Source organism: Vibrio sp. L5-1 (assembly GCF_021728315.1).
GTDB classification, from domain to species: domain Bacteria; phylum Pseudomonadota; class Gammaproteobacteria; order Enterobacterales; family Vibrionaceae; genus Vibrio; species Vibrio splendidus_K.
This window is the reverse complement of sequence record NZ_JAKKCQ010000025.1, coordinates 1-3,296: the sequence shown is the minus strand read 5'-3', so window position 1 is coordinate 3,296 and position 3,296 is coordinate 1. Positions and strand designations below refer to the sequence as shown.

Genomic DNA, 3,296 nt, shown 5'->3' with positions numbered 1-3,296 from the left:
CGTTTTCAAATTCGCGACAAGCTGCATTGAGCGCTTGCTGTTTTTCTTTCTTAAACACTTTATCATGATAGGCCTCATACTCTTCGCATAAAGCCTCGACTTTGTCTTTATCATTGAAAAAAGGGCGTTCAAGTAAGTCCATTAACTCCTGTTCAAGCGCTTGCATCAAGCGATTTCGGATATTGGTTTTGAGTTTTTTTGAGGTCAAAAATGACATCAAGTGCTTGACCCAGACATAGCGAAGATGGTCGAGCTTTTTATCATAGGGAGCCAGTTTATTTTCGTATTCAGAAAAAAGCTGATCGACCTTAAGCTCAGCCTTTTGATTACGACGTTCATTTTTTTCTATCTTCCTCCAGAGCTCAGATAAATAATCTGACTGAGAATGTGGAACGTTATTTGAGTGAAAAATAGGGAGTGTCATATCCATCCTTTTCTCTTTTTCTAACCCATCAGATCTTTAGGCTAACAGCGTAAGAATAGAAACACATCGAACTAATACTAATTTATGCTCCCTGAGCCTAAATTATCTTCTGACGCAGATAAATCGAAACGCTAACCTTAACGTTCAGGGGCCTATTCATTTTGTAAAACAGTAAGCTTAATCTGCTGAATAAGAACCGTGACCATTTTATGAAATTAAGAAGGAAAGTATCTCACAGCGCCATACTGCTCTTTTTATGCTGCTATATAGACAACAAAACTCTAGCTCTGCTAAGCCATACCATCCGGATGAAGGTGGACGTTAAGTGAAGAGATGATGAAAGGGGGCCACATTACTTAGCGTTTAATCGAAGAAGGCACCTGTCGTATGACAAAAGATAGTTTCCGCGTCGTTTTTTTTTGCTTGTCCTTAATTAATTATTTTTTATTCATTTAACTATTTATCTTCATATGTAGTGGTCTAATGATCCCGGACACCAAATTAGGTAGTAAAGTCTCCACTATAAATGAGGCGTTCAATGACAAAACGACAACGACGTACATTTTCTACTGAGTTCAAAATAGATGCTGCAAGTTTGGTTCTTGAGCAAGGGTACTCCATACCTGAAGCAGCTAACTCTATGGGCGTAGGTGAAACAGCTTTACGGCGATGGGTCGACCAACTCAAAGTTGAGCGAGGTGGGATGACTCCAACGACTAAAGCCCTCACGCCTGAGCAAAAGAAAATCCAAGAGTTAGAAGCCCAGATTAACCGGTTAGAACGAGAAAAATCCATATTAAAAAAGGCCACCGCTCTCTTAATGTCGGACGAACTCGAACGTTCTCGTTAATAGACAAGTTGAGGGAGCATGAATCGGTCAAAATGCTTTGCGAGCTGTTCAACGTAGCTTCGTCTTGTTACTACGAGTTTAAGCAGCGCAAGCCGGATGCTAATCGCATTCGTCTAGCTAGCCAAATTAAAGAACTCTTCAACATGAGTCGAGGCTCTGCTGGCCGTCGTACTCTTGTCTCAATGCTGAGCGAAAAAGACATAAAAGCCGGACGATTCAAGGTTCGCCAGATAATGCGTGAAGCTGATTTAATGAGTAAACAGCCAGGTTCGCCTCGATATAGACATGCAAAAGTAGAAAGGCTAGATATTCTAAATCTACTGAAGCGTGAATTTTCTGTAAGTACTCCGAATCGTGTTTGGTGTGGCGATATTACTTATATTTGGTCAGGTTCGAAGTGGGCCTATTTAGCGGTAGTGCTTGACCTATTTAGCCGACGCGTTGTGGGGTGGTCTTTATCCGATAAGCCCGATACCTACTTAGTATCTAAAGCTTTGGAGATGGCCTGGGAGCAACGAGGATGTCCGAAGAACAGCAGAAGGGTTATCAACTAAGGAAATAACTCGTATCTTAAAACGTTATATAGCGAGAGAGCTATTCCCGCTAATACTGAAAGATCTAGCGAGTCTGTCTTGACATAGGAGCGTCAACGCTCCCATGGAGCGGCTATTTAGAAGCTTGAAAATCGAGTGGATACCAGCAACAGGTTACCTGACACAAGCTCAAGCTAAGAAAGACATCAGCCATTACCTGATGAGTTACTATAATCGGCAACGGCCTCATCAAGCAAATGATGGGCTGTCGCCAGTAAATGCCGAAAATCGGCTTAAGTCAGTGTCCGGAATTTGTTGACCACTACACCTACGTTTTTCTTCTTTGATTTATAGGCTTTCATTGAAATTTTTAAAGCAAGCTGTTTTTGTTTAATTGAAATGAGTTGTCTAGTTACGACCTTATGGTGTAACTCTGTGATAAAGTTTTTTTCCCAAGGCGTGAGGCGGTCAAACCTTAATAAAATAGTGTCATTGAGTACATTGAACAACTCGTATTGGCTTTTATCCATTCGACTGCTAAGCATTCAATTAGAGCACTTAGCTAAAGAAATGACGTTAAGGCTTTCTACGTTCTCATTTTTGCCTAAGGTAATGATTCGATAAGAGATCCCATTCTCTAATAATGGTCTTATTTCTATGTCGTCACAAAAACTAACGGCGACCTTTTCTACTAAACTGCCCATATTCAAAGTTTTCTTTTTTACGAAAACAAGAGTGACACTATTGCCCTTTGACTGAGCATTTACGAGTGTGATTGAGCCTAACTCTTGTGGCAGTTGGCTTGAGATAACCGTCGCTCTATAATCGGCAAGCCCACTAGATTTCATTGGGCTTATCTGACAACCGTTAAGCATGACACTGACGGAAATAATTACTGCTGTTCGTAGCATTATGCGTTCCTTCTTGCTTTCTTCTCCCTTTAGGTGCCTTAAAATATTTATTGATATAACGTGAAGACATAGAAGATAAGAGCGCACTGTAATCTAAACCGAATGTGACTTTTTCCCCTACAAATAGTGGTTTTCGTGAGGATTCAAGGACAAGATGATCACTGGTTGAAGACATGATCTTAATCCCATTCGGAGCCTTAAGCCCGCTGACACAAACATCTTGGCGGCCTAATGCTACAATAGCTTGTGAGACCTCCCCTCTATCTTGAAGGCTTTCTTTTTCACCAAAAGCATTTAACCCCCGACTCCCCCAAGGCAAAGTCGGTTTAGTCTTGGATTCAATCACTTCAGCGGTCAAAGAAACCGCATCCGTATGTAAGCCTTTGATATTTTCGTGCTCTAAAGGCTCACAGCCTAAAAAAATTGCTTCTCCTATACGAAGGTTATTTATTCGAGTTAAGCCTGTTCTCTGAAGAGCCCAGTTAACTGAAGCAGAATTACCCCCTGAAATAATTTCTAGACTGATCCCAAATGTAGCTTCAATTCCATCGGCAAGCTCAGAAAGAATATTCATATTT

Annotated in this window: 2 protein-coding genes and 4 pseudogenes; 2 read left to right on the top strand and 4 right to left on the bottom strand. The window is 41.0% G+C overall.

The window, feature by feature from the left end; genetic code table 11:
• A pseudogene (locus L3V35_RS25320) lies at nt 1-430 on the bottom strand (hypothetical protein); the annotation flags it as partial.
• 532 nt (nt 431-962) lie between these two features.
• Here L3V35_RS25320 and L3V35_RS25315 point away from each other — a divergent pair.
• Nucleotides 963-1,801: pseudogene (locus tag L3V35_RS25315) on the top strand (IS3 family transposase); the annotation flags it as partial.
• 121 nt (nt 1,802-1,922) lie between these two features.
• Nucleotides 1,923-2,126, top strand: a pseudogene (locus tag L3V35_RS25310) (integrase core domain-containing protein); the annotation flags it as partial.
• Here the strand turns inward: L3V35_RS25310 and L3V35_RS25305 are convergent.
• The 3 genes and pseudogenes from L3V35_RS25305 to L3V35_RS25295 form a co-directional block, all read right to left on the bottom strand.
• Complete coding sequence (locus tag L3V35_RS25305; RefSeq protein WP_237300850.1) at nt 2,101-2,352, bottom strand: hypothetical protein; 252 nt, start codon at nt 2,350-2,352, stop codon at nt 2,101-2,103. The pseudogene L3V35_RS25310 and the gene L3V35_RS25305 sit on opposite strands and share 26 nt — an antisense overlap.
• Nucleotides 2,353-2,718 carry a type II secretion system pilot lipoprotein GspS-beta gene (gene gspS2 / locus L3V35_RS25300; RefSeq protein ID WP_237300849.1) on the bottom strand — a complete coding sequence of 122 codons (366 nt, stop codon included), beginning with the start codon at nt 2,716-2,718 and terminating at the stop codon, nt 2,353-2,355.
• Nucleotides 2,675-3,296 (bottom strand): annotated as a pseudogene (locus L3V35_RS25295) (alanine/ornithine racemase family PLP-dependent enzyme); the annotation flags it as partial. The pseudogene L3V35_RS25295 and the gene gspS2, both read right to left, overlap by 44 nt.

Excerpts from the sequence above, each read along its gene's own strand:
- L3V35_RS25305 (WP_237300850.1), bottom strand. The coding sequence starts at position 2,352 with ATGCTTAGCAGTCGAATGGATAAAAGCCAATACGAGTTGTTCAATGTA.
- gspS2 (WP_237300849.1), bottom strand. The coding sequence starts at position 2,718 with ATGCTACGAACAGCAGTAATTATTTCCGTCAGTGTCATGCTTAACGGT.